Source organism: Anaeromicropila herbilytica (assembly GCF_016591975.1).
Classification (GTDB): domain Bacteria; phylum Bacillota; class Clostridia; order Lachnospirales; family Lachnospiraceae; genus Anaeromicropila; species Anaeromicropila herbilytica.
The window spans coordinates 1,719,742-1,746,449 of sequence record NZ_AP024169.1 but is presented as its reverse complement, the minus strand read 5'-3'; the positions used below and the strand labels follow the sequence as shown (position 1 = coordinate 1,746,449).

The following is a 26,708-nucleotide window of genomic DNA, read 5'->3' as shown; positions in this document are numbered from 1 at the left end:
AACTATATTATTTATATTATATTAAAATAGACTATCATACTGGCTCTTTGTCAAGTGTTGGGGTGCGAGGTGCATTGCACCCGCACTAACATTGACAATAGAGCTATTTTTATGACTAGGTTCTATAATAGATGTTTTTTTGCATGACAAATAAGCCTCTTGAAAACCGACCATTTTTTTACATAGAACTGTGAATGATACGTGTACGAAATCTTTCAAAATTACGTACACCATAAGAACTTCTTTTTAGTACTTTGATTTTATTATTAAATCCTTCCGTAGGCCCATTTGTATATCCATACTTAAAAGCATTAAGTATATACTCAGACCAACGTCTATATGTTTTTGCACAAGCTTCAAATTCGTGTAATCCAGAACTTTCAGCATTCTTTACCCATTCCCAAAATTCAGTTCTTTGATATGTATAGCTGTTACTCTGACATATTTCATAGAACCATTCTTTTAACTTGTGAGCTAGTCGTAAATCATCACTGTATAGTAGCATTAAATCACAGGCTTTTTTGTTTTCGTCTTTTAATTTAGAATATCGAGTCAGTATAAGTTTTCTACTTCGTTTATAGTACTTTCTAAGAGTTGGTGTCATGGATGCTTGTAAACGTTTACGAACACTTTCAATTGCCCAAGAAACCTGACGGATGTAATGATATTTATCTACGATGATTGTAGCATTAGGAAAGAATGTTTTGGCAAGATCAATATAAGGTTGCCACATATCAGAAATAAAAAATTTAACACGATACCTTTCGTCCCGACTGCAAGATTTAAAATAATCAATAAGATGAGACTGAGTACGATCCGGTAAAACATCAAGAATACATTTTTTCTTTGCATCTACCAGAATACATTGATATTTGGAATTACCAGCATTCCCTTTAAATTCATCAATTGAAATACATTGAGGAATAGGTGGTTTATCATACGAGAGTGTGTCAAGAATACGTGTTACAGTATTCGTAGAGACATTAGTTTGTGAAGCAACATATTTAATACTGTTGGTTGAACGAAGCAATTCAACAATCTTATAGGATAGTCGTGTTGTACGTTGCTGATATTTAGCGATAAAGCTATATTTCTCATAAAAACGTTTGCCACAGGAACACACATATCTTCGTTTCCTCAACATTAAATAAGCATTTGATAACTGAAAAGGTAAGTCTTTAATTTTCTGCCAACGATAATCGTGTATTTTAGAAGTTTCAGCTCCACAACAAGGGCAATTTTGAGGTTTGGGATTGGTTTCAATCTTGATAATAATCCCCTCTAGTGTGTGTTGCACACTTTTTAATTTTACACCTTCTAAATTTAAAAGATTTTTGTTACAATTAGATTGCATCTATATAAAATACCTCCTTTAAAATGTTTACTTTGGTCGGTTTGCATGTTAAGAGGCTTTATATAGATGTATTTTAATATAAAAACAAAAATGTTGGAAGTGTTTTTAACACACCCCAACATTTATTATAGAACCATCATACTTACGATTACTCATCGTAGGTTGATAGTCTATTTTTTACGGAAGTTTAAGTTGCTGTTAAAAATTAACTTGGCTTTCTGTTTTACTTGAAAAATGTTTTACTTTAGGCAAATTAATATTTTTTAAATAGCAAAACATACGTATTGTAACTATAACAATTAGAGACAAATACACAGAAAGTGATTTACCAAGGAAAGGATAAGCACCTTTTAATACTAAAGCACCGATTATCCCAGCGATACAATAAATATCAGACTGAAATATCATCGGTTTTCTTCTAGCAAAAATATCCCTTAATAATCCGCCACCTACACCAGTAATTGATGTTACAAAGATAAATAACACAAGATTATAGTGATTGTCAATGGCCTTAATACCGGATGATACAACAAATGCAGCTAACCCTATTGCATCCACTGTGACAAATAGCATGTGGTCATCCCACTTGCCCCTTAAGAAGATAGCAAGAGTTGTTGCTATGAAAATAACAAGTATCGCTCCATAGCTCGTAAAAAATATTGGGATTCCTTGTTGTGTAACGATATCTCGAATGATTCCACCACCCATGGCTGTAACCATTCCCAAAATATAGATACCAAGTAAATCAAAATCCTCTCGCATCGCAATGCTTGCTCCTGATATTGCAAAGGCAAACACTCCTACGTATTCAAGTAACGTTATTCCATTCATGAATTCTAACCCCTTTGTTAAGATTCAAGCTCCAATTATATATAGGCAAATAAAAAGAAGCCTACTGTAAGCTTGTTACAATACGCCTCTGTTATTTTACCTGAAAGATTCTCATGTCATGATTGCTTCGTCGGTGCTATGCTTTCCAGAGTTTCGTCCAAATTCGGTCCTTTTGCCTGAGAGTTTGTTGCGTCTTCCCCTTCGGCGCTGATTAATCAGTCTCTCCCGAATCCTTCATCCGATATATTCATCTACTCTATTATATTCACCAAACATAGATGTGTCAACACAAGGAACACTTATTACACAAATTAATATGTTTTTCTATTATCTGTTAAAATATGATAAGCTGAGCAGAACATTCCAAACAGAATACCTGTGATAGGGAAAACGATCCAGTTAATATCCCATTGCTCATATACTAAACCACTGACTAAAAATATACACACTGCAATTGGCCAAACGATAGCAGATACAGCGCCAATTACTCGATCGCTTTTTTTCTTATATTTTTCTCTTTTATATTCCTCTAATTTAAGTAATACTTTATATCCTTCTCTAATTCCACCGAAATAACAGAATAAATATACTGCAGTTGCAATTATACATAAGAGTAATACCACTGAATAAACGGAACCGCTATCACCAAACATCGTTCCTACAAATATAACTGTTGGAGATAGAATGCATATAGATACTCCTAGTATTATTATTTTTGTGAATCTATATGAAAAATTCTGATATTCTTCTTCAATCACTGATTGCAATGCGGATGGTAAATAAAAGTCATCCTTTAAGTACTTGTATCTTTCCATTCTAGCACCAGATGCGATAAAAATTGCTACTGCTGCAACAACAAAGATTAGTAGAGTTATCACTCCAATAGTTCCTGCTATATCATCTGTTAATGTATTACCAAAAATCATATCTGTACCTAATTGAGTGATTAATATTAATACAGCCGCGCCAAGGATGCATAAGATTACTCCAAAAGCCACACTTCTCGCATTCTTCTTTTTATCCTCAAGATATTGGGCAACTTCCGTTTGTGTTAATGTTACATCCGCTGCTTTTGTATCCACTGTATTCATATCCTGATTTGTAATCTGATATTCATTTAGTAATTCATCAATGTTTCCAAATTCAGAGATTACTATCCCGATTGCTTCATTTTCTGACTTTCCACTCTTTTTTAATTCACTATACTTCTCTTCCATATTTACTAAAATATCTTCTTTCAGTCGTAGCATTTCTTGATTCTTTGGTAAATTTAAAAACATGTTGTCTAAATAATTTTTAATTGTCTCCATAACTACATCTCCTTTATAAATCGATTAATAACATCCTTCGTCAGATTCCACTCTTCACATTTTTCCTTATAGTAAGTAATCCCTGCCTGCGTAATTCTATAATATGTTCTTTTCTTTCCGTATAGTTCTTCTTCCTCCTTGCGAAAAGAAACAATATACCCATTCTTTTCGAGACGGCTAAAAGCGGAATAAAGTGTAGTTTCCTTCATAACATATTTCTCATTCGAAAGTTCTTTGATTTCCTTAGATATCTCATAACCATAAGATTCTTTCTCCAGAAGTAAAAATAAAATAATGGTATCATTATATCCTCTTATAACATCACTACTTATCAAAATATGATTCCTTTCTCGTTCGTTATATTAAATAAATTGTTTCCTAATTTTACTATGACTGTCATACTTTATCTGTCGTTACCTCGCCTGTCGTAGTAATTATATCACACATACTACGACAGGTAAAGTACTTTTTAAATTTTTTCTATTTTTACTATAAATTACCTCAAACTGTTATTTTATAATCTACCTATCTAATAAAGACATACAACCAAAAGCTATGTAACTTCGCAGAACGCTTCATTTATTCCAATAAAAACTAACCATATTAATCATGTGAATATAAAATGAATAAATAAAATAGATCCCCAAAAGAACAATTCCCAATATATCTGCCGGTTTATCCCCAGGATAAGTTATTGGAAATAAATATGCAAATAAGAATATTAAAACTATATAATAGGGTATCCATAAGATTGACAGTGAATATCTTATTTTACCTATACATAATTTCTTAGATATAACATAAAAGATAATCGTTGATATGAAAAAAATCACAATAATTAGAATTGAATCAAAGCGATAAGTAAACCACTTAAAAATTCTTTCTAAACGGTATACATTTAGCGCTAATTCTGTTTGAATAAATAATATAAGTCCATAAAAAAAAGCTATCATATTAAGTTTCATCACGTTCTTCATAAAAGCTCCTATCAGTCGCATCTGGCGACATACTATCAAGGGTGTGAAATGCTCTTTGTTTTACACTATCCCCATCCTTAGTTTCTATGAATTATTATAGCTCTCTTATATATATTTTTCCATATTTTGTTTTTTATACACTTTGCTTTAACTTAAAACCATAACATAATCTTTATTGCTTCTTATTTATACTTCTTTTTTCTATTCCTTTTTCAACGCACTCGATAGCAAAGCTGGAGTAATATTTCTCAGAAAATCACCCCAGCTTCTTGTCATGAGTTGCCCCACAAATGACCTGTTTCAAAATCTAGCCTGTCAATTTGCACAAAACAGAAAAAACGATTGCGCCTTTGATTAGGCATTAGAAGATTTTGTTCTCGGATTATTTCGTGTTATATGCTAGGACAGATCTGTCTGAGCAAGGCGAGTTATCTGACCTAGCATATGTTTTACATGAAATGATCTGAGAACTAGATCTTCTTATACCTATTCAATGAAGCATGAGTTTTTCTGTTTTGTGCAAATCGCCTAGACAACCTCCCAAACAGGTCATTTGTGGGGCAACTCTTGTCATTACTATAATCCAAAATACAATTTACGGCGTAAGATCTACGTTGCTACCCAATCTCCACAGCACTATCTCATAATCACCCATCTCATCTATTACTTGCATCCACGATTTAATTGTTGTGTTATCTGCATACCAGACCTCATGCTTTATTCCATTCTCCTTATAAGTAAAGACTTGACATTGACTATCTTTATCTCGTTTAGATATTGTTTCATACGAGTTCATTAATTCAACCGCTTGAGATTGCGTAAGTTGTGTTACTTTTTCATTATCAGCAAAGTCAAAACCACCTGTTGCCAATGCGAACCCTATTGTATCCTCACAGTTCTTATTCACATTTGCATTAACTTCACTTTTATTATCCTCATATATCTTTCCTATCATATGTGTCATTTTCTCCACCAATCCCTTGATAAATTGAGGATTAGCTTTTGGTCCTGCTGCTGTCCCATAGCCATACAGATTATAGCACATCATGATATATTTCGGACCTTTTGGTAATGTAATCTCTTCGGAAGTTACATTTGGTTCCAAGATTATTCGAACCGGAAGGTTTTCCCCACTCGCTTTTTGATATAGTTCTTTTATAAATTGTATATAACTGTTCCAAAGAGTGATATCCTTTTTGATTGCTTCATAATCAATTTCTATACCGCTATATCCACCTTCTTTTACCATATGAATAATCTCATCAATATGGTTACTTCTAGATTCTTTGGTAGCAAATAATTTTCTTAACAAATTAGTATCTTTTAACGACGAAGTTCCATCCGATTTTACAAGATCATTGACAAAAGTAAGATAGTTCTGATATTGATAATCTCCGTAAGTCTGCTTCACATATTGTAGCATGCCTGTTGTTTCTTCTCTAATAAATGGTTCATTGTGTTCATTAAAATATACTGCGAAATAGCTGATAGTCCCTATTCTATCTTTTAAAATACCAAGTTCCTTTTCAACATGATTGGAATCCCAATAGGTTATCCAGACAGAAAGTTTTTTCGCTGGGTCTGATTCATTCTTTTTAGAATTCACTGATGTTGCCCCACTTCTATCATTGGTTATAATTTTATTCTTATTATCTAAAGTGCTACAGCCAGTCATTAGTAACAATTCTATAATTAGGTATAAGATTATAACAATTCTACTCTTCATACTTGCTCCCATCTGTCGCCTCTGTGACATATAAATCAGTGATGTGAAACGCTTAATTTCACATTAACGTCCATACCTGTAACTTGCTCGCAGGCCTAAATTCAACGCATGAAATTGTATTTTATTTCACGCTAATAAGCTATAAATAACTATAAATTCTTAATAAACCAATTTACGACTCTTTCCCATCCATCCTTTACTTCTTCTTTTACCTTGTCCTGACCCTTTAATCGATTATCAAAAATAATCTTATTATGATTCTCTTCTGATATCTTATAAACAACCAAATCTTGAAAGACTCCATCATAAACATCATCAACTATATTTCTTTGCCTATATCCATACTTCGATGCAGTGGATGCTAGATATAGATCCCCCGAAGACTGGTTTGAGACTATAAGATCATTTACTACTTTCTTATTATTAATTTCTACATTAATCGAATCTCGTTTTAGAGTAACGTCAACTAGATAGTTTCCTGCTTCATTCATCTGAATGGTTGAATTATTTATCTTATTTAGTTTTGTTAGATTCTTTTCAAATATCTTTTCACCATTTTCCTCTATTATTAGAAAATCATTTTGAACTTTCACAGATAAGTATCTCTTACATAATTCATCTGCACGTAAATAGATTGCTTGTGTACCAAGTTTATTTCCTAATAACTGAACTGTAAGATGAACATCTCTTAGCTTATCACTTCTTAATCGAATGAGTCCATTTCCTTTGGGCTTGGAAGTAAGCGCTATCGTTGCTCCATTATATTCGCAAGCACCCTTTATTAAGTTCCATTCTTTGCTTTTCTTAAGATCACCCACAACAAAATTTAACTTATCTTTCGTATCTTCTGCAATACGCATAAGAAGATGATTTGTATACCAATAAGCTTGTGGTTGAACTCTTGTAAGATCATAGATATCATTCCTTCCCTTGTTATAGGAATTGCCTTCTCTGTTAAAATTCATACTAAATATTTTCTTTAACCATTCTTCGTTCACTTCACTTGCTTTCTCATTACTTCCAAAACTACCTGTATTCGAATGCATAATTGCATATACACCTGGCACTTCACCAAATTCCTCTGTATATACCTTTTTCATCAAGGAGTAATCCGATGCAATACGGCTCGTCATCTCGTCTTTTGTTTCCTTCGGTATATTATTCTCATCCCGGATAAAGTCCATTAAATATTCGTTATACTCTCCACTAATATGGTTACGCAACTGTACAAATTCCTTAGAACTTAATTCTCCAAGATAATTATGATTGCGATCAAATACATTGATGTAGGATAATCGATATCCATTGCTTCCAAGCTCCCAATAAGAATTCTTTAATAGCTTTTTAATATCATTTGGCATAAGGAACTTCGAATCTTTTTCTGCAAATTTCTCTGCATACGTAAATATTGTGCCAATGTAATTATATTTCTCCATAATCTTTTGAGCAAAGATTACAGTATCCTTTCTTCCATCTTCAAACATTAAAAATAATGACTTCTTTGGAAGTGGCTTATTATTATCATAATAATTCTCAATGTCTTTCTGTGTGATCGTAACATAGCCATTCTTCTTTAAGGCTTTCAGATGTTCCTCTAAACGCTCTGTACGAATCATGGAAGGAGATCCATTACGATCTACTGCAAGATAAGATACTGCAATAAATCCATTATCTTCTTCAGTAACTATCTTTTTATCCCTATAGTCGTAGGGAGTATAATGCTTAAATACGAACAACGCTCGAAATGTTACTATAAATAATACAATTAATATGACTGCTTCAAATATAGTTCGTATTACTTTTCTTCTTTCTTTTTTTTTCAGTAAAAACTCCATACGAATCCTCTCTATGCTTTGCTTTCTTTGGCTTACTATCTGTTTTCTTCCTTCTCACTTTTTTTCTTCTTACTTTGCTTCTTCGCTTTCTTTTCTAATACTTCAACATCACTAGGAGTTAATCTTGTGCCCCAAGTGGATTTCCAGAAGGTTACCCAGGCAATTGGCATCTGCCATAGAAGTACGACTTCATAATAAAAGCAAAATAATATTCCAAAAAGCCAAGTGGAGCTCTTTCTTAAGAACATCTGAGCAAAACTCATAAGTAAAGCCATTAACAATAGTCCTACTAAGAATGCTGTAGGAAAAATATGATGCATGATTGGTACATAGATTAGGTTATATACAACAACGATAGGAGCTGCAATAGGAACAAATAACCCCATGTAGAAAGTAATCGCTGCAAACGGTTCCTTTCTCCACATAAATTTTCCTGCAATTAAAGATTCTCTTAACCAAGATCGTTTCCATCTCATTTGTTGCTTTAAGAATACAGAATAAGATTTTGGAACAATTGTAGAGCATACCGCAGAATCTTGATAACATGTCCGATATCTTCTAAGAACAAAATTAGTCATTGCTCTATCATCTCCAAAAGTTGCTCTCTGTCCCAAAAATTTTTGATTGAGCCATGCTTCTCTGTTCTTAAGAATAATCTCTTTTTTATAACATGCGAGTGGCCCAGATAGGCATGTAACCGTATCAAAATAACTTTCTGCCGCTTTCATGATACGAAAAGCAATATAATATCTTACTGACTGCATCTTCGTAAGTTCATTCGTATAAGTATTCGCTACATCTGTTCTTCCTGCTACTCCTCCCATCTTAGGATCTTTAAAAGGTTGCACTAGATGCCTAATTGCAAAAGGATCCAGAAAGCTATCTGAATCAACAAAGACTACAAGATCATGTTGCGCTTCCAACACTCCTCTTGCAAGAGCTTCTCTCTTTCCTGCATTATTCTCTTGTACAATACACTTAAGCCTATTCTTCGTATCAAATTGTTCCGATTCCTTATGTATCTTTGATACGATCTCATCAATTTTTTTAACAGATTGATCACTAGAACAATCATCAATAACGATAACTTCTAATTTATCAATAGGGTAATCTTGATTCATGCAACTTAAGATTGTTCTCTGAATCCATTCTTCCTCATTAAAGCAAGGAATTAATATGCTAACCCCAGGGGTATAATCTACGTCAATTGGTACTTCTCGGTATAAGAATCCAAAGAAGTACCGACTTAACAAAAATCCAGCAGCTATAATACTATATAAATACAACCATTTATTAAACTCAAAATAGATTACACTCTCTGCACGCATTAATATTATAAAAAAAGTAATAATAAATAGTAAAAGACTTGAAATAACTAATAAATATTTTCCCTTTTTCTTGGCTGAATAAATGGATAATGGCTGTTCAAATACTAGCCCACATAATGATTCATTCTCTTTTATTTGTTCCGTTCTAGCAATATGTGCCTTCATATTTACATTCATCTCGTAACCTTCTGGCATAGAACCAGGAATAATCTCAAATCTTAACTTAACTGATTGTGATTCTTTCATTCTTAAAAGATGTTTATTTTCTTCTAAACGAATTAACATACCAGTTGTAGAGATATCAATTCCTTGACATTGCAACCTATATTTGACTCCTTTATAACGATAAGATACTTCCACTGTATAGTTCACACGATAACGTATACCAGCTTTTTTATTTGCGATAAATTCATTTACATTTTCTGATATTTCTTCTATACTTTGATATCCCCTACGGTCGGTATTGGAACGAACTTTTGTCTTATCTGGCACATTCGAAAGAATTCTTCTATCTTCCTTAGGTTGTAGGAGAATATCATCTTTAGTATTTATATTGTCATTCGTACTTTTTTTCGATAGCATACTCATTTTTCTCCTACCTCATTTTTTCTTCATTGTTTCTATTATTTATCTACCTTAAGTTAAGTTTATTCACCTACAGAGAACACCTCACCTTTCTTATCTGTCAAATATTCTCCTAATGTTGCAAAATGATAACCTTCTGCTAATAATTTTGGAATCACTAGATCCAATGCTTCTGCAGTGATATCAAGATTATTTCTTGGAGTTACTTTATCATCCGACATATGCATAACTATGATACTACCATTTTGAATCTTCCTAACACCGTTCTTCAATGGTATTCCTTTCATAATCTCGTCAGCCAAAGCTTTCGCATCTTTTGCTTCATAATCATGAGTACTAAAATCACCACTTACGATATACGTAAATCCAGTATCAAGGATTGCTTCCATTCCTTCTTTACTCATAGCAAGAGTTGGTGGTCGTAATATCTTAGTGAGCGAAGGAACACCGTCAATCTCTACATCTCCAATGATATTTAGTAGTTTGTTATAGGAATTAATGATATCTTTTTTCCTTTCCGCCACTTCTTTTGGAGTTAATGAATAATAGACTGAAGTTGGTTCTTCCTCTTCTATAATTGTATCCGATGTTGCAAATGACAAATGCATATCAGTATGACTTCCAATATTATGTCCCTCAATTGCGATGGATCGAAGAAGATTAGGATTTTGTTCAATATAATTAGTTCTTACAAAAAATGTGGCTTTTATCTGATATTTGCTTAACACGGTTAAAATCTGATTAATTGGCTTATCACTTCCCCAATCATCAAAGGTCAGATATAAGACTTTATCTTCTGTGAATCTTCCACTCTTATCAAGCTTTGATAGCTCTTCCTCTGTAAAACCTGGTAATGTCTTAATTGTATTAATACTTGGAGTCCCAATATATCTTCCTGCAATATAGCGAAACTTTTCATCCTCTGTCATGTCACTTAAGTGTCCACTATATATAGAATCTTTCAGACTTTCTATGATATTTTCTTTCTTCACAGGATACGTATAGACATACTCGCTATTTAATAATTCATGCAGTGTCTTCAAATGATAACTAGAATCCTCCTTATTCATATTATCAGGATAAGCAATCACTTGAACTCTGGTTTTATAAATAGTTTGAATTAAATCTCCAATAAGGTTAGGATCATTATAATAATCCATTCGAAAATACAGAATATACCCTCTTCGAACTGTGATATTTCCTTCATTAAATGCATGCTGCATTACTTGATCTATCGTTGAATTCTTGCTTAATGAAGAACTAGCCAATGAAATATCCTGACTTATATACTTACAACCAGTACTTTTTACTGCTTCAAGCAATTCATTCGATGCCTTAATCTCATATGCGTACCTTACTAAATCTGGCTTTTGATTGCAATATTGATTAATTAACTTTTTCATTCCTAGAATTGTACTAGTTATAGAATTATAGTCAGTTCCATCAGATATACTAAGACAGATTCCTATTTCATGACCACCTGCTGCTATTTTCTTCACTAATGAAGCATTCTCAAGTAAGTCATTCTTAGTAACGAAGAACGTAGCTTTTGCATTGATTTTCTTAAGATTTTCCATTACATTATCTAATACCTTTTTGTTACTGATTCCATAAAATGTATAGCTTAGCGCCTTTTGGGTAGTGTATACAGTACGAATAGGCAAATTGACCTTTCCATGATTCTTCTTACGAAGATTAGATAAATACTCTTTCGAAAAGGTTGGCCAAGCTTTTTCACCATTTATATTTTCATTTTTATCATTACTTTTCTGATTTTCTTTCCCTTGATTATTTATATTGTCATTATTTTCCGATTTATTTCTATAGTCATAACTTTTTAGAAGATCATCATGTTTCCTAACGGAATCCTGATTAGCTCTTATCCTACGATTTTGATCTAAGATGCCTTTTAATAGTAATGTTTTGATATCTACACAATAGAATTGTTTTTGTATTAATTGCTCATATGTTGCCTGTATCACCTGATTTATATTCGTATAATAATCGAATCGATAATATATAATGTCACCACTTGTTACACCTTTACGATAGTATTTCATAATACGATTGACGGATTGTTCTTTACTTGTTATCGGATTCTTACTATATGTAACAATGGTATACCCAAGAGTAGACGCTGCTTCTCTTACTAGATTATTATATTTCCCAAGTTGTGGCATATATAGATTTGTATCAATACCATAGCGTTCTTTTAAAATACGTTCACATTTATATATAGATAGACAGATATCATTAAAGCTCATCTTTGTTACATCCTTATCATTCAACCCGCCATTACCGATTGCCTGATTATAACTTATTATCTTCATTATTCTGTCAGGATAATCTATCATATCATCCACAGTCACGAAGAAAGTTGCCTTAATCTTTTTCTCTTTTAGATATTCCAATAAATGATCTAACACACTCTCATTCTTTATACCTCGAAATGAAAAAGATACAATATTACTATTTGTCGCAACTTTTTTATATACGGTAGCCAATTTCCCTTGATTTTCTTTTCTTAATGTAGTAAAACTTTTATCAAAATCACTATCTTTATATTTATCTAACTCTTCTACTAGCACTGTTTGATAATTTGTCTCATCTAACGCTTTTAGTAACCACTCTACGACTTGAACCAATCTCTCTTGTTCTGTTAACGTAGTGGTTGTATCATTCGAAAATTCTACTTGATTTGTACTTGTTGCTTCTTTCTTATTTACTTCATTATTTGTTTCTTTCTTTCTTAATTCTTTCTTCCTTAACTCTTTCTTATTTGATTCATTTTCCTCTTTATACTCTCCCTCATCTAGTGTCCCCTTCATCTTAATTGTTATGATAGAACCTCTGTCCATAGATGACACATAGTCAAGTACTTCTTGATAACTTGAAAAGCTTTGATAATTTATATAAGTTGTTCCATCAACTACCTTTTGATATCCCGATACATAGGCAGCCTTTAATACTGAATTTGTATATTTCGTCGAATTGCATTCTAATATAGAGGGAACCTTCTTGGTATACCTAGATAGAATCTCATTTGTTAAGCAAAAATCTTTGATTAATTGTTCTGTAGACCAATCTTCTATATTTTTCGTTCCAGATAAGGTATTACTACCAATCCTATGCCCTTTTTCATTAATTTCACTTACAATATTTGAATCCTCTGCTGCTAGCATACCTGGTATAAGGAAAGTGGCTTTTCGATGATATTTGTCTAACAATTGAATGATGTGTTTATTTGTCTTTGTATCTGACAAACCCGTAAAATCAATGGATACTACTTTTTCCACTGTCTTAACATCTTTTATGATCTTTGATTGTTGCTCATTAGTTTTTATTTTTTTGAGTGCAGCCTTAATCTCATTGGTAGCATCATATTTATTTTCTTTTCCCAGTGGTACTTCTTTATTTCTATTAATTAAAATAAAGGAAAAGGTGAGAATTATCATAAGAAGGGCTATAATCATGACTCCGATGGCTATTACTAATTTTTTCTCTTTCTTCATGTTCTTCCTTTCAGTGTCTTTCTAGAGTTATATAATGAGTTGCCCGACAAATGACCTGTTTCAAAATCTTGCCTGGCAATTTGCACAAAACAGAAAAAGCGAATGCGCCTTTGAGTAAGTATTAGAAGATCTTGTTCTCGGATCATTTCGTGTTATATGCTAGGACAGATCTGTTTGAGCAAAGCGAGTTATCTGTCCTAGCATATGTTTTACACAAAATGATCTGAGAACTAGAATTTCTTATACATACTCAATGAAACATGAGTTTTTCTGTTTTGTGCAAATTGCCTAGACTACTTCCTAAACAGGTCATTTGTCGAGCAAATCATATTATAGACTCCAGTAAGAATACCCCTCTTCCATTATTTCTTCCTTATTAAGTATGCTTTTCACATCAATAATTACTTTTTCCTTAGAAGGTAGCTCAAGGAACATTGCACGGAGTTCCTCATTGCTTAATTGTTTGAATTCATTATGAGCCACTGCAAATATTACCGCGTCAGCATCCTTTACTTCCTTTATGGAAAGTGGTTCTATTCCATATACTTTTTTTACTTCATCTTTATCTGCCACGGGATCAACAATTTTCACTTCTACTTCGTATTCTCGAAACCTACGAATAATATCATATACTTTGGAATTACGAATATCAGGACAATTTTCTTTGAAAGTAATTCCCATAACAAAGACATTTGCACTCTTTACCATTTTATTTGCCCGAATTAATTGCTTAATAGCAATATCTGCTATGAAAGTTCCCATATCATCATTGATTTTTCTTCCTGATAATATAATCTGTGAGTGATATCCTAACTGCTCTGCCTTATAGATAAAATAATAAGGATCTACCCCTATACAATGTCCACCAACGAGACCTGGTGTAAATCCAAGGGCATTCCATTTTGTATTCATCGCATCAAGTACTTCTATTGTGCTAATCTCCATCTTTTCAAATACCATCGAGAGTTCATTCATAAAGGCGATATTGATATCGCGTTGTGCATTTTCCACAAGTTTTGCAGCCTCAGCTACCTTAATACTTCCAGCTCTATGAACACCCGCCTCAATTACTAGTTCATATATTTTTGCAATTTCTTCTCTTGTCTCATCATCAATTCCAGATACAATTTTCACTATATTCTGTAACCTATGAACTTTATCTCCAGGATTAATTCTCTCTGGTGAATAGCCAACGCTAAAATCTCTTCCACATAAAAGTCCTGACATCTTCTCTAAGATGGGGATACATACTTCTTCTGTAACTCCGGGATATACTGTTGATTCGAACACAATAACGCTCCCCTTATCAAGGTTACGTCCAACTATCTCACAGGCATTGGTAACTGGTGTTAAATCAGGTGTTTTATCAACATTTACCGGAGTTGGAACAGCTACAATAATAAATTTTGCTTCTCTTAATCGCTCTTCTTCGCATGTAAATTCTAATGTAGTATTTCTGATTTCCTCTTCACCTATTTCATTGGTAGGATCAATTCCACTTCGATACTCTTCTATTTTATTACGATTAATATCAAAACCAATAGTTGTTATTTTTTTTGCAAATGCTATCGCAATTGGCAACCCCACATACCCGAGTCCAACAACTGCTAGTTTCTCATCTTTCTTTTTTATTGATTCAAATAAATACATAGTGAATCTCCTTTAATTACTTGTTAGCTTTTTTTCTTCCTTATTTATTTTTATTTATATATAGCTTTTTCAGATTTCAATAAAATTATGAAATTAAGTACAAAAAAAGGATGCCATAAAGTCTATTTACGGCATCCTTTTTCATGAATTAATTTTGAAAACTATATAATTTTATATCTCAGCAATATTGATTAAAGTCATGTTTCCAGCATAAGATATCTCTAAACTTGTTAATAGAGCATTTGCAGTATCGATGGAAGTAAGACAAGTTACACCTGTTTCAATTGATAAACGTCTGATTAAGAATCCATCGTTGGAACGGTCAAGACCTTGTGATGGAATATCAATCACTAAGTCAATATCATGGCCTAAGATTAGATCCATTAATGTTGGTGATTCTTGCTCAATCTTGTTGATGCGAATTGCCTCCACACCATTTTCATTCAATACTCTTGCAGTACTCTTCGTTGCATATATCGTATACCCTAACTCTTTAAAACGTTTTCCTACGCTAATTGCTTCAATCTTTGCAGAATCTTTTACTGTCATAATCATCTTCTTATGCTTTGGTAGGTTGATTCCAGCTCCTAAGAAAGCTTTGTATAATGCTTCATTAAATGTCTTCGCGATTCCTAGACATTCTCCTGTTGATTTCATCTCTGGTCCAAGGCTGATATCAGCTCCACGAAGTTTCTCAAATGAGAATACAGGCATCTTCACTGCTACATAATCTGCTTCTTTTTGAAGTCCTGGTGTATATCCAAGATCCTTGATCTTCGCTCCTAAGATTACCTTTGATGCTAGGTCAACAATTGGAATACCAGTAACTTTACTGATATATGGTACGGTACGACTGGAACGTGGATTTACTTCTATTACATATACTTCATCTTCATATACGATAAATTGAATGTTGATTAAACCGATAACATGAAGTGATTTAGCAAGCTTTCTTGTATATTCTTCAATTACAATTTTGGTGCGATCTGAGATATTCTGTGTTGGATAGACTGATATACTATCTCCAGAGTGAATACCTGCTCTTTCTACATGTTCCATGATACCTGGAATTAAGATGTCCTCGCCATCACATACTGCATCTACTTCTACTTCTTTACCCATTAGGTATTTATCAACTAAGATTGGATGTTCTTGAACCGTACGATTAATGATTGCCATAAATTCTTTTACATCTTCATCCGATATTGCTATCTGCATTCCTTGACCCCCAAGAACATAGGAAGGTCTTACTAGCACTGGGTATCCTAATTCATTGGCAGCTTCAATTGCTTCTTCTTCTGTATATACTGTTTTACCCGCTGGTCTTGGTATGCAACATTCTTCTAATATTTCATCGAATAACTCTCGGTCTTCTGCAGCATCTACATTCTCAGCACTTGTTCCTAAGATTGGAACTCCCATCTTGATTAAAGCTTCTGTTAATTTAATTGCTGTCTGACCACCGAATTGTACCACTGCACCATCTGGTTTTTCTAGATTAACGATATTTTCAACATCTTCTGGCGTTAATGGTTCAAAATATAATTTATCTGCGATATCAAAGTCAGTACTTACTGTCTCTGGGTTATTATTTACAATAATAGTTTCATAGCCACTTTCTCTTAACGCCCATACACTATGTACGGAACAGTAATCGAATTCGATTCCTTGCCCGATACGAATTGGACCAGAACCAAGAACCATAACCTTTTTCTTGTCACTTGATAACTCAACTTCATTCTCACTACCAAAGCATCCATAATAGTAAGGAGTCGTAGCTTCGAACTCAGCTGCACAAGTATCTACAATCTTAAATGCTGCTACAATTCCATTTTCCTTACGCATTGCTTTGATTTCTTCTTCTTTTTTACCTGTAAATCTAGCAATTACTTTATCTGGAAATTCTAGACGTTTTGCTTCTTTTAGTAAATCCACTGTTAATGATGTTGTCTTCAACGCTTGTTCCATCTCAACAAGGATTGCTATTTTATCGATAAACCAGATATCGAATTTTGTAATTGCATTGATTTCTTCATATGAGATTCCTTTACGTATTGCCTCAGCAATTACATAGATTCTTCGATCATCAACAACGTGTAATTGCTTTAGAATCTCTTCGATAGTATATTGATCATAATTACCGTACTCTAAGCTATCTATATTTTGTTCTAGAGAACGTAAAGCTTTCATTAATGCACCTTCAAAATTAGTGCAGATACTCATGACTTCTCCTGTTGCTTTCATCTGAGTCGTAAGCGTTCTCTTTGCGTTTATAAATTTATCAAATGGTAATCTTGGAAGCTTTACTACAACATAGTCAAGCGCTGGTTCAAAGCTTGCATAAGTCTTACCTGTAATAGCATTCTTGATCTCATCAAGAGTATAACCTAAGGCAATCTTAGCTGCAACTTTCGCAATTGGATAACCAGTTGCTTTGGAAGCCAGGGCAGAAGATCTTGATACTCTAGGGTTTACCTCTATAACACAGTATTCAAAACTTTCAGGGTGAAGTGCATATTGTACGTTACAACCACCTGTAATATTTAATTCTGTAATAATATTTAGTGCTGAGGTACGTAACATCTGATATTCTTTATCTGATAATGTCTGTGATGGTGCAACTACAATACTATCTCCAGTATGTACACCAACTGGATCGATATTCTCCATGTTACATACTGTGATGCAATTACCTGCACTATCGCGCATTACTTCATATTCGATTTCTTTCCATCCAGCGATACAACGTTCAATCAGACATTGGCCTACTCGACTAAGTCTTAATCCGTTAGAACAGATGTCAATTAATTCTTCTTCGTTATCTGCGATTCCACCGCCACTACCACCTAATGTATATGCAGGTCTAACAACAACTGGATATCCTATTGAATTGGTAAATTCGATGGCATGCTCTACTGTTGTAACAACCTCACTTGCTGCAACAGGTTCTCCTATCTTCTCCATCGTAGATTTAAATTCTTGACGGTCTTCCGCTTTTTTTATTGTCAATGATGTAGTTCCAATGAGATTTACATTATTTTCTTTTAAGAAACCAGATTCATCTAATTCCATCGCAATATTAAGTGCTGCTTGCCCTCCAAGGGTTGGAAGAACGCTATCTGGTCTTTCTTTCAGAATTAATTGTTTTACTACATCTGGGGTTAATGGCTCTATATATACTTTATCTGCTATATTTTTATCTGTCATAATCGTTGCAGGATTAGAATTAATTAATACTACTTCAATTCCTTCTTCCTTTAGGGAACGGCAGGCTTGAGTTCCAGCATAGTCAAACTCTGCCGCCTGTCCGATTACGATAGGTCCTGATCCGACAACTAATACTTTTTTAATACTATTATTTTTTGGCATTATTTTGTACCCTCCATCATGTGAATGAATCGATCAAATAAGAAGTTTGAATCCTGTGGTCCTGCGCATGCTTCTGGATGAAATTGTACTGTAAATACATTTTTACCTTTATAAGATACGCCTTCAACTGTTTTATCATTTACATTAACAAAGCTTACCTCTGCAACATCGTCTGATAGTGTATCTCCATCTACTACATAACCGTGGTTTTGTGAAGATATATAGACTCTTCCCGTTGACAGATCTTTCACTGGGTGATTAGCACCTCTATGACCATATTTCATTTTATGAGTCTTTGCTCCATTGGCTAACGCCACAAGCTGATGACCTAAACAGATTGCGAATATTGGAATATTGGAATCGATAAGCTTTTTGATCTCTTGAATGATACTAACACATTCTTCTGGATCTCCAGGTCCATTGGAAAGCATGATTCCATCAGGATTTGATTTGATAATTTCATCTGCACTAGTAAATGCAGGATAGACAGTGACTTCACAGCCTCTTTGCTGTAGAGAACGTACGATATTATTTTTCGAACCAAAGTCCATAAGTGCGACTTTAAATCCATTACCAGGGAATACTTTTCTTTCATCACATGTAACTTTTTTCACGACACCAGCTGTCGTATATCCCTTTAGTTTTTCTAATACTTCGTCAAGCACAAAATTCTCATTGGTCGTAATCATACCATTCATTGTGCCTTTTTCTCTTAAAATCTTTGTTAACGCCCTTGTATCAATTCCAGCAATACCTGGAATGTCATTCACTTTAAGGAAATTTTCAATGCTATCTTCGCTTCTAAAGTTATTTGGTCTTCTTGATATCTCTCTTACGATAAAACCATCTGGCCACGCTTTTAATGATTCCATATCTTCATAACATATACCATAATTACCAATCAGTGGATATGTCATAACTACCGCTTGCCCCGCATAAGAAGGATCTGTTAGTACCTCCAGATAACCAGTCATTGATGTATTAAATACGATTTCACTAATAACTTCCTTCGTAGAACCAATACTAGTTCCTGTTAGCACATTACCATCTTCAAGTATTAGAAAAGCTTTCATAAATTGCACCTATTTCCTTTCTTTTTTTTGCGTAAAAAACAATTTTTGCCAAAAAACTTTAAAAAAAATATGCATGACATAAAAAATTACGTCACTGATATTTTAAAAATGCAAGTTTTTTTATACTTTTTATAGATTAGAATATTGAATGAATGAGATTAGGAAAATTAATAATTATACATATCAATATTTTTGTGGTCTACAAAAAAGCCCATTTTTCCTAAAAATTCTCAAAAAAAAATAGTACATACCGAATAAAAGAGAGAGCTCTTTGATTGGTAATCGCTACTTTTCCTCAAATTGTTAGAATTATATCATACATTTTACACGATTACAATACCTAAAAGTAATTTTCTTTATTTTTTCTATATTTTCTTTAAAATATATGAAACCCAAGAAGAACAAATACCTTTTTGTATATTTATTCATCCCTATTTTAATAGTTTTTTAAAAAATCTTTTGTATAGCATCTAAATAAAACCCGCATTTTCAAAGAATATATCTAATAATTCATTTTTATTTTTTAATTTATTTTGTTTTTTCTGATTTTTTTCATTTTTTTCCATTCATAAATATACATTTGTTTCAAAAGAATTTCTTTAGTATAGTATACCACGAATCTGCATTATCAAACATGAATCACATTTTTCATTTTTTTTCATATTCTACTAGTAATGAATATTGCAACGAGGTGAATAAATGAAACCTAGAGTCTATACAAACCAATTAAAGGCTATGCAAAATGAATCAACAGGTAACTTACAAGTTCAAGTTGTCTCCAAAAATGGTATGCGTCCTATTGAAAATGCTACAATCAAGCTTTCTAGTCCAAGTGATCCTTCAAAGGTTCTTGAAGAACTAAAAACAAATTCCGTTGGTCAAACAGATATCATTGATCTAAAAGCTCCTCCTGTTGAGTACAGTCTTGCCCCTTCCACAGAACAACCATACTCGGAATATGATGTTGAAATCAGTGCGCCTGATTTTGAACCTATTACGATAAATGGAATTGAAATATTAGCAGGGCAAATTGCTTTACAAAATGCTAGTTTAATACCTTTATCGGATAAAGCAGAACCAGGCTCCTATGTCATAGGACCACACACCTTGTTCGGTGATTACCCTCCAAAGATTGCAGAAGCAGAAATAAAACCTCCAAAAGACACTGGCGAAATTGTTCTTGATAAAGTAGTTGTTCCTGAATATGTAATTGTGCATGATGGACCACCAACCGATAAAACAGCTCAAAATTATTATGTTAAATATAAAGATTATATTAAAAACGTTGCTTCTAGTGAAATATACTCTACATGGCCTCAATCAACCATAGAGGCTAATATTTACGCTATTATGTCATTTACTTTAAATCGTGTGTTTACTGAATGGTATCGTAACAAAGGTTATAACTTTACAATAACTTCTTCCACTGCCTTTGATCATAAATGGATACCAAATAGGAATATATTTGAAAATATTTCAGTAACAGTTGATACGATTTTTACAAGCTATTTATCAAGGCCAAATGTCAAACAACCAATTCTTACTCAGTATTGTGATGGCAATAGAGTGCAGTGTCCTAATTGGATGACCAAATGGAGGATGCATATGTAGTAAATTGCTACTTCGCAGTATTAAGGTTATTGAATACTTGATAAATTCAGAGGTAGGTTATCTAAATTACCATGGTTCAAACTGTTACATCTTACGTTCCATTTCCTCATTTGGAAGTTACTAATGTTTTATCCCTTTGACAAAAAACAGATATAAAAAGTTCAAACTCCTCACTTCGTTCGTCAAACAGTGAACTTTTTATATCAAAGTCAAAGGGATATAACATAAGTAACTTCACAAATTCGTCAAAGTCACGATAATGTAACAGTTTGAACCATGGTAATTAATATACTTTATTGACTGAATTTATCAAGTATAATATACGTATTGACTGCGAAGTTTAACTATAATAATTGCATTTAACACTCATTGCAAATAATGCGTATTAATTAGTACCATATTTAACCATATAATTTTATAATTCTTTAATACTTTTGCCACACAATATATTAGTGAATCGTATATAATTTATAAGTAAAGTATGTCGCACTTTATTATATATAATATTATTCGTAAGAGTTTTGATAAAAAGCCGGTAAGCATTTGCTTATCGGCGTTTTTCATTTTAACTTTATGAATATTCTGTATTTTTTTACAGATACTACTCCTCATGAAAGGAGTGAACTAATATGTCTTATGTGGCACCAGCAATAAAAGAGAAGTTCGAGACATTATCTACTGGACTTCAAAATTCTATTCTTGAAAGAGATGTTCGATTGAACTCATTACAAGATCTTATTAATGTTCTTGAAGAAATCGTATCGGAAGCAGAAGGGTAATACCCCCTGCTTCTCTTTTACTGTAACGGGAATCACCTGGAAATATTCCTCATAGACTCTCCTTTTTATTCCTTTGGTTTATATCCTAATCTTTTCATAGCCTTTTCATTTAGATCTTTTGGAATACTCTTCTTTTGCTCTTCACTTATGGAATCCCATAGCATATACTTACCATTTATTCTTATATATCTTGTATTAGTTAGATTATTTTTCATAATTGAACCACACCTTTTAACTATCAATTCTTTTATTTTATGAATTACTGTTTGTACTTAATTCATAAGCAGGAATTATTATCTAACGATTTAAATACTATATAACAAAGTATCAAAAGCCTTTCTTATCCTTAATTGTACAGCAATATACACTCAATAAACAAAAATAAGGCTTATAAAAACTCTAATCAAAAGGAGCTGATAATATGCAAACTGGAGCCGCATACATTCGTGTCTCTACTATAGACCAAACAGAGCTCTCGCCTGATGCCCAAAAACGTCTCATATTAGAATATGCCAAACGCAATGATATTCTAATACCCAAACAGAATATCTTCATAGATGAAGGGATCAGCGGACGAAAAGCAGAAAAGCGACCGGCTTTTATGCAAATGATTGCTACTGCAAAAATAAAGCCCAGGCTCTTTGATGTGATATTAGTTCATAAATTCGATCGCTTTTCTCGTTCCAGAGAGGATAGTATTGTATACAAATCTCTATTGCGAAAAGAATGCGGTATTCAAGTCATAAGTATTACGGAACAGATAGAGGATGACAAATTCGCAGTAATCCTTGAAGCAATGCTCGAAGCCATGGCAGAATATTATTCCTTAAACTTAGCTGAAGAAGTAACAAAAGGAATGACTGAGAAGGCATTACGAGGTGGCTACCAAGCCAGGCCTCCTCTAGGCTATAAGATAGAACACAAAGGTGCTCTTCCAACCATCGTTCCAGAAGAAGCCAAGATTATCAAAAAGATATACTCGCTATACGTTAATGAGAATAAAACAATTTATGAGATATGTAAGTATCTTAATTCTTTTAATTTGAAGACCTCTAATAATAAATCATTTGAGAAACGCTCAATTCAATACATACTTCAAAACCCAACGTATATAGGAATGGTGCGTTGGAACAGAACACATAACGCTACAAATACAGTAAAAGATAATTCTGAATGGATAATCGAAAAAGGACAATATGAGTCTATAATAGATGAAAGTACATTTCGCGCTGCCAATGAACGTCTAGAACAAGAAATGACATTCAAGGGAGCAAGACCGATAGAAAGTCAAAAACATTGGCTCAGTGGTATTTTAAAATGCTCAAACTGTGGTAGAACTTTAGTTGTATCGAATAGATATGACAAACGTTATCATAAATTATATAAGAACTTTCAATGTTATGGTTATAGTAAAGGTAAATGTCTTGTCTCTCATCAGATTAGTGAATCCAAAGTAGTTACCGCTTTGTTAAGAGAATTAGAAGACTTCTTGCAAAAGGAAGATGATGAATTTGTTTGTACTCCCTCAAGAACCACTCTTGATGAGATTGCTAACTTGGAGATGCAATTACATAAGACTATTCAGAAAGAAGATAGGATTCGAGAAGCTTATATAAACGGTATTGATACAATTGAAGAATATCTAGTTAATAAGACCTTCTTAGCAAATCAAAAAGATACGATAGAATCTCATCTCATGCAAATCCAATCACAAAACACTACAGCCAATAATAATGAATCTCTGAATCAAAAAGTAAAAAATGTCTACGATATACTCACTAGTGATACTGTTTCTATGACTCAAAAGAATCTAGCTATTAAATCTATTTTTGATAAAATAGTTTATGATAAAGAGAATGATAATCTTAGCTATTATTATTTTTACTCCTAATATTATAAAGCTCTCCTATTGCATATGTTGTAGCCATTTGGTTGACCCAATGGGGCTCGAAAGACTTAGGCGCAAAAGGATATACTCCAATCGAGATCTTACGTTATTTCTATGGAAGTAATATGTATATTAACACCGCAAATGAAGTATCCGGCGTCCCTTCTTCCTGGCCTGGATTTAATCTTACAATAGGTTCTTCTGGTGATAAAGTCCGACAAATGCAAAACCAATTGAATACGATTGCAGGAACCTACACTCTTATTCCTAAAGTAGCTGCAGATGGTAAGTTCGGACCAAAAACAGCCGAAGCGGTTAAACAATTCCAACAGATATTTAAACTTCCTGCCACTGGAATAGTTGACTATCCTACTTGGTTTAAAATCTCTGAAGTCTATGTTGGTGTTAGCCGTATTGGTGAATTAGTATAATTCCATAGCTCCATACAACATCAATTCAATTAAAAAGAAAAAGATATGACATTGATTATGCTATGCCATATCTTTTTCTTTTCATTAATCATCTTATCTATCTTTTATTTTTTAACTTTCCCATCACTTTATGATATCTACATTATAGTTCTAAACGATATACCTATTTATAAAAAAACTGACAAGGAGTTCGTTTATCTACTGTATCAAACTCAAAACCAGCTTCCTTTATTTTATCAATAATTCTAGGCAAGATCTTGGCTGTCTTTTCATTTATAGAAGCATCATGCAGTAATATTACTGGTTTACAGTATTTTTTAAGTCCTTTTAGTACATTAGAAAGAATAGAATGCTCAGTTGGATTACCAATTGAATCATTGGCACATACGTTCCAATCATAATATGTAAATCCTCTTCTCTCCATTTCCGATATCAATTCATATTTAATTTTTTTATTGTAACTATTTATACTGCCGTAAGGGAATCGAAAAATGGTAGGTTTTACGCCTGTGATATCATATATTTGTTCGAACGCCTTATAAAAATCATCCAAATAAGAATCTACAGAATCATAGATATTATTTCTATGAGAAAAAGTATGTATTCCAACAGCATGGCCTTCCTCTACCATTCTTTTCAAATATTCCTCTCCCTCTTCTGTCATTGTACTTCCTAGGATAAAAAAAGTTGCCTTAATATCATTCTGATCTAAGGTATCCAATATTTCTTTTGTAACATAACTTGGTCCATCATCAAATGTAAGGTAAGCGATCTTCTTACCATCTTCAAGATTATCTGCAATGGCTGATGTTACATACATATCTGGATATTTCTTAGCATATTCAGGCATGTTATCTGTATTATTCTCTAGAGAATTAGAAGAACCAGGAATAATACCTATCCCTGATTCTTCATTCGTATTGTTATTCATTGCTGTAACTATTTCAGCATTTTCATTAGATGCTAATTGATCTAGCTTTTCTTTCTCATTACTTTGAACCATTTCATTATGTCGATAGCTCGCGCCAATTACCAACAATGCAAAAGCAATAAAAATTACATTAAAAAGAGACTTGTATTTCATAATAATATTCCTTTCTAATGACAGTGAATTATTCTTCCTATCTTCACTTATTTCAAATATTATTATATACTTATGCCTTATACCATGTATTCTATACTGCTTTTTGCAATTTAAAAACGCTATTACTTAACTTCAACTGTCCATTTATTATTATCTTCTAATTTGCCTAATTGAATTCCTGTAATGGTATCATATAACTTTTGACTAAGTTCACCAATCTCACCTGTCTTAACTGGCATGATATGGTCTTCCCATCTTAGTTCACCAACCGGTGAGATAACAGCTGCCGTACCTGTTCCAAATACTTCTTCCAAAGTTCCATTTTGATAAGCTTCAAAGATCTCATCGATAGATATTCTCTTCTCTTCAACAGGTATTCCCCAATTCTTACATAATTGAATAACAGAATCTCTAGTAACACCTGGTAAGATACTACCATTTAACATTGGAGTTACTACCGTACCATTAATTTTAAAGAAGATATTCATTGCTCCTACTTCTTCAATATATTTACGATGAACACCATCTAACCATAGTACTTGAGAATAACCAGCATCATGAGCTTTTACTTGTGATTTTAGGGATGCAACATAATTACCACCAGTCTTTGCTTCTCCAATTCCGCCCTTAACTGCACGTACATAATCATCTTCAATCCAGATCTTTACTGGATTAAGACCTTCTGGATAATAAGCTCCTACTGGAGATAAGATAATCATGAACATATAAGTATCCGATGGGCGAACTCCTAAGAATGGATCAGTCGCAATGATAAAAGGTCTGATATAAAGGGAAGTTCCTGGCTTTGTAGGTACCCATGCTTCATCAACTTTTACTAATGCTTTGATTGCATCAATATAATCATTTTCATCTATTTCTGGGATACAGATTCTACGATTGGTACGATTGGTTCTTTCTGCATTTTTATTAGGACGGAATAATAATGTTCTTCCATCATCTGCTCTATATGCTTTTAAACCTTCAAACATTTCTTGACCATAATGAAATACCATTGCAGATGGTTCAAGAGCAATTGGTTGATATGGTACAATTCTTGCATCATGCCATCCCTTGCCTGTTTCATAATTCATGATAAACATGTGATCCGTAAATATTGTACCAAATTTCAACGGATTTTCTTTCGTTGGTAACTCTTTTGGTGCCTGTGTTTTTTCAATTCTAATGTTTAACATCTTATTCATCCTCTCTTCTTTTCATGACTTAACATATATATTAGTCTTTCAGAAATCATTTTTCAAGTTATTCTTTCTTTTTCCTTACAAAAATAGATTAGAGGATTAATAGTCTTACACTAGCTTATCGAGTGTATATTTCTGTATATTTATGAATTTTGGCTACTTTCAG

16 protein-coding genes, 2 pseudogenes and 2 riboswitches are annotated in these 26,708 nt (G+C 33.0%); of the genes and pseudogenes, 4 read left to right on the top strand and 14 right to left on the bottom strand.

Annotation, left to right across the window (positions count from 1 at the left end; translation table 11 throughout):
- Window positions 1-178: 178 nt before the first annotated feature.
- From bsdtb5_RS07420 to bsdtb5_RS07370, 11 genes are all read right to left on the bottom strand, one after another.
- Entirely contained in the window at window positions 179-1,354 is a 1,176-nt protein-coding gene (locus tag bsdtb5_RS07420) for an ISL3 family transposase (RefSeq protein WP_271713201.1), read from the bottom strand.
- A 198-nt stretch (window positions 1,355-1,552) separates the two neighbouring features.
- Window positions 1,553-2,185: a trimeric intracellular cation channel family protein gene (locus tag bsdtb5_RS07415; RefSeq protein WP_271715396.1), complete on the bottom strand. Its 633-nt coding sequence runs from the start codon at window positions 2,183-2,185 to the stop codon at window positions 1,553-1,555.
- A gap of 86 nt (window positions 2,186-2,271) precedes the next feature.
- Window positions 2,272-2,336, bottom strand: a riboswitch (glycine riboswitch).
- Between the two features lie 3 nt (window positions 2,337-2,339).
- Window positions 2,340-2,423, bottom strand: a riboswitch (glycine riboswitch).
- Window positions 2,424-2,496: 73 nt separating this feature from the next.
- Window positions 2,497-3,495 carry a permease prefix domain 1-containing protein gene (locus tag bsdtb5_RS07410; protein WP_271715395.1) on the bottom strand — a complete coding sequence of 333 codons (999 nt, stop codon included), beginning with the start codon at window positions 3,493-3,495 and terminating at the stop codon, window positions 2,497-2,499.
- Window positions 3,496-3,497: 2 nt separating this feature from the next.
- Window positions 3,498-3,830 (bottom strand): PadR family transcriptional regulator, encoded by a 333-nt coding sequence (locus tag bsdtb5_RS07405; RefSeq protein WP_271715394.1) that lies wholly within the window; start codon window positions 3,828-3,830, stop codon window positions 3,498-3,500.
- Between the two features lie 1,237 nt (window positions 3,831-5,067).
- On the bottom strand, window positions 5,068-6,198 hold the full coding sequence (locus bsdtb5_RS07400) for a glycoside hydrolase family 18 protein (RefSeq protein ID WP_271715393.1): 1,131 nt from the start codon (window positions 6,196-6,198) through the stop codon (window positions 5,068-5,070).
- A 149-nt stretch (window positions 6,199-6,347) separates the two neighbouring features.
- The gene (locus bsdtb5_RS07395) at window positions 6,348-8,033 is read right to left on the bottom strand and encodes a polysaccharide deacetylase family protein (protein ID WP_271715392.1); all 1,686 of its coding nucleotides are present in this window, start codon (window positions 8,031-8,033) and stop codon (window positions 6,348-6,350) included.
- Between the two features lie 35 nt (window positions 8,034-8,068).
- Complete coding sequence (locus tag bsdtb5_RS07390; protein WP_271715391.1) at window positions 8,069-9,943, bottom strand: glycosyltransferase; 1,875 nt, start codon at window positions 9,941-9,943, stop codon at window positions 8,069-8,071.
- A gap of 65 nt (window positions 9,944-10,008) precedes the next feature.
- Window positions 10,009-13,458 (bottom strand): polysaccharide deacetylase family protein, encoded by a 3,450-nt coding sequence (locus bsdtb5_RS07385; RefSeq protein WP_271715390.1) that lies wholly within the window; start codon window positions 13,456-13,458, stop codon window positions 10,009-10,011.
- A gap of 330 nt (window positions 13,459-13,788) precedes the next feature.
- Window positions 13,789-15,108 (bottom strand): nucleotide sugar dehydrogenase, encoded by a 1,320-nt coding sequence (locus tag bsdtb5_RS07380; RefSeq protein ID WP_271715389.1) that lies wholly within the window; start codon window positions 15,106-15,108, stop codon window positions 13,789-13,791.
- Window positions 15,109-15,279: 171 nt separating this feature from the next.
- Window positions 15,280-18,477, bottom strand: coding sequence for a carbamoyl-phosphate synthase large subunit (carB, locus tag bsdtb5_RS07375; RefSeq protein ID WP_271715388.1), 3,198 nt, complete (start codon window positions 18,475-18,477; stop codon window positions 15,280-15,282).
- Window positions 18,477-19,550, bottom strand: coding sequence for a carbamoyl phosphate synthase small subunit (locus bsdtb5_RS07370; RefSeq protein ID WP_271715387.1), 1,074 nt, complete (start codon window positions 19,548-19,550; stop codon window positions 18,477-18,479). The genes carB and bsdtb5_RS07370 overlap by 1 nt, the downstream gene beginning before the upstream one ends.
- A gap of 699 nt (window positions 19,551-20,249) precedes the next feature.
- Between bsdtb5_RS07370 and bsdtb5_RS07365 the strand changes: the two are divergent.
- Window positions 20,250-21,146: pseudogene (locus tag bsdtb5_RS07365) on the top strand (carboxypeptidase-like regulatory domain-containing protein); the annotation flags it as partial.
- A gap of 644 nt (window positions 21,147-21,790) precedes the next feature.
- Window positions 21,791-21,940 carry a hypothetical protein gene (locus tag bsdtb5_RS07360; protein ID WP_271715386.1) on the top strand — a complete coding sequence of 50 codons (150 nt, stop codon included), beginning with the start codon at window positions 21,791-21,793 and terminating at the stop codon, window positions 21,938-21,940.
- Window positions 21,941-22,005: 65 nt separating this feature from the next.
- Here bsdtb5_RS07360 and bsdtb5_RS07355 read toward each other — a convergent pair whose 3' ends face one another.
- Window positions 22,006-22,155: a hypothetical protein gene (locus tag bsdtb5_RS07355; RefSeq protein ID WP_271715385.1), complete on the bottom strand. Its 150-nt coding sequence runs from the start codon at window positions 22,153-22,155 to the stop codon at window positions 22,006-22,008.
- 206 nt (window positions 22,156-22,361) lie between these two features.
- Here bsdtb5_RS07355 and bsdtb5_RS07350 point away from each other — a divergent pair, with 206 nt between their 5' ends.
- A complete protein-coding gene (locus bsdtb5_RS07350) occupies window positions 22,362-23,831 on the top strand; it encodes a recombinase family protein (RefSeq protein ID WP_271715384.1) in 1,470 nt (489 codons plus the stop codon).
- Window positions 23,832-23,869: 38 nt separating this feature from the next.
- Window positions 23,870-24,259 (top strand): annotated as a pseudogene (locus bsdtb5_RS07345) (peptidoglycan-binding protein); the annotation flags it as partial.
- A 163-nt stretch (window positions 24,260-24,422) separates the two neighbouring features.
- Here the strand turns inward: bsdtb5_RS07345 and bsdtb5_RS07340 are convergent.
- Both bsdtb5_RS07340 and bsdtb5_RS07335 read right to left on the bottom strand, forming a co-directional pair.
- Window positions 24,423-25,343, bottom strand: a complete 921-nt coding sequence (locus bsdtb5_RS07340; RefSeq protein WP_271715383.1) for a polysaccharide deacetylase family protein — start codon at window positions 25,341-25,343, stop codon at window positions 24,423-24,425.
- Between the two features lie 122 nt (window positions 25,344-25,465).
- Window positions 25,466-26,536: a branched-chain amino acid aminotransferase gene (locus tag bsdtb5_RS07335; RefSeq protein ID WP_271715382.1), complete on the bottom strand. Its 1,071-nt coding sequence runs from the start codon at window positions 26,534-26,536 to the stop codon at window positions 25,466-25,468.
- Window positions 26,537-26,708: the final 172 nt, after the last annotated feature.